The 2,662-nt window shown below is 48.2% G+C and carries 1 rRNA gene (cut by a window edge); it reads right to left on the bottom strand.

Annotated elements, in window-relative coordinates:
• Window positions 1-202: 202 nt before the first annotated feature.
• Window positions 203-2,662 (bottom strand): 23S ribosomal RNA (locus BUB99_RS19830) (it continues 417 nt past the right edge of the window).

The raw sequence follows: 2,662 nt of genomic DNA, 5'->3' as shown, positions 1-2,662 counted from the left end.
CTCTGTTCGGAATGGGAAGAGGTGGACACCCTCGCAATAGTCACCATAATGTCTTAATGAAATACTAGATTAATACATTCTAGTTTCTAGACTTATGTCTATTACATTTTTAATATCGTAAAGTCATTTATCTAAATATTCGTACTAAGTACTAAATAATAGATTTGACATTGTGTCATGAAAGAAAGAAAACTTGCACTGTTATAAAAAGCTTACAGGTAATTAGTACTGCTCGGCTTTGACATTACTGCCTTTACACCTGCAGCCTATCGACGTTATCGTCTATAACGACCTTTAAAAGAAATCTCATCTTGAGGAGGGTTTCGCACTTAGATGCTTTCAGCGCTTATCCTCACCGAACGTAGCTACCCGGCGGTGCAGTTGGCACCACAACCGGTACACTAGAGGTTCGTCCAACTCGGTCCTCTCGTACTAAAGTCAGAGCCTCTCAAATTTCTTACGCCCACAACAGATAGGGACCGAACTGTCTCACGACGTTCTGAACCCAGCTCGCGTGCCACTTTAATGGGCGAACAGCCCAACCCTTGGGACCTTCTCCAGCCCCAGGATGTGACGAGCCGACATCGAGGTGCCAAACCTCCCCGTCGATATGAGCTCTTGGGGGAGATCAGCCTGTTATCCCCAGAGTACCTTTTATCCTTTGAGCGATAGCCCTTCCATGCGGAACTACCGGATCACTATATCCTACTTTCGTACCTGATCGGCTTGTTGGCCTCACAGTCAAGCACCCTTATGCTATTGCGCTCTACGAACGATTACCAACCGTTCTGAGGGTACCTTTGAAAGCCTCCGTTACTCTTTTGGAGGCGACCACCCCAGTCAAACTACCCACCACACAATGTCCCCATATAGGGTTAGGCATCAGATAAATAAAGGCTGGTATTTCAACAATGGCTCCACCATGCCTAGCGACACAGCTTCAAAGCCTCCCAGCTATCCTACACATCATTTACCCAATACCAATGTGAAGCTATAGTAAAGGTTCATGGGGTCTTTCCGTCCCGTTGCGGGTACGCGGCATCTTCACCGCGACTACAATTTCACCGAGCTCATGGCTGAGACAGTGCCCAGATCGTTGCACCATTCGTGCAGGTCGGAACTTACCCGACAAGGAATTTCGCTACCTTAGGACCGTTATAGTTACGGCCGCCGTTTACCGGGGCTTCAGTTCAGCGCTTCTCCCGAAGGATAACGCCCCCCCTTAACCTTCCGGCACCGGGCAGGTGTCAGGCCTTATACATCATCTTTCGATTTCGCAAAGCCATGTGTTTTTGTTAAACAGTCGCCTGGGCCTTTTCACTGCGGCCCGCATTGCTGCGGGCGCCCCTTCTCCCGAAGTTACAGGGCGATTTTGCCTAGTTCCTTAGCCATGAATCACTCGAGCACCTCAGGATTCTCTCCTTGACTACCTGTGTCGGTTTACGGTACAGGTACCAAACCCATAAGTTTAGAGGTTTTTCTTGGAAGTCTGATTAGGCGCATATCAACGCTCCCGAAGGATTGTTGTACTATCAGGTTCATCAAAGTCAGCGGATTTTCCTACTGTCTCTATAACTACACCCTTCAACGTGCTATTCCGTCAGCACGCAGCGCTTTCACTACTCCGTCACCCCATCACTGAGTATGGTAGTATGGGAATATTAACCCATTGTCCATCGACTACCCCTTTCGGGTTCGCCTTAGGTCCTGACTAACCCACGGCTGATTAGCATTGCCGTGGAAACCTTAGTCTATCGGTGTGCGGGTTTCTCACCCGCATTATCGTTACTTATGCCTACATTTGCTTTTCTAAACGCTCCAGCATGGCTTACGCCACGCATTCAACGCAGATTAGAATGCTCCCCTACCAGTGTAATAAATTACAATTCTAAGTTTCGGTAATATACTTGATGCCCGATTATTATCGATGCTCTGTCGCTCGACCAGTGAGCTGTTACGCACTCTTTAAATGAATGGCTGCTTCCAAGCCAACATCCTGGCTGTCTCGGCAACTGAACCGCCTTAGTTCAACTTAGTATATATTTTGGGACCTTAACTGTAGATCTGGGTTCTTTCCCTCTCGGACATGGACCTTAGCACCCATGCCCTCACTGCAGAGTATATCTAACGGCATTCGGAGTTCATCAGGATTTGGTAGGATTTGACTCCCCCTAGTCCTATTGGTAGCTCTACCTCCGTTAGACTTAACCTCCACGCTGCTCCTAAAAGCATTTCGGGGAGTACGAGCTATTTCCCGGTTTGATTGGCCTTTCACCCCTACCCACAACTCATCCAAAGACTTTTCAACGTCAACTGGTTCGGTCCTCCATTGCATGTTACTGCAACTTCAACCTGGTCATGGGTAGATCACCGGGTTTCGCGTCTACCTCCACTAACTATACGCCCTATTCAGACTCGCTTTCGCTCCGGCTACATCACTTAATGACTTAACCTTGCTAGTGAAGAGTAACTCGTAGGCTCATTATGCAAAAGGCACGCCGTCAGCACACTAGGTGCCTCCGACCGCTTGTAGGTGTGCGGTTTCAGGTTCTATTTCACCCCTTTATTCAAGGTACTTTTCACCTTTCCCTCACGGTACTAGTTCACTATCGGTCTCTCAGGAGTATTTAGCCTTACCGGATGGTGCCGGCAGATTCAAACG

It is taken from the genome of Reichenbachiella agariperforans (assembly GCF_900142205.1).
In the GTDB taxonomy this organism is placed as follows: Bacteria; Bacteroidota; Bacteroidia; order Cytophagales; family Cyclobacteriaceae; genus Reichenbachiella; species Reichenbachiella agariperforans.
The sequence above is the reverse complement of the archived record's forward strand: the minus strand, read 5'-3'. Positions and strand labels throughout refer to the sequence as shown.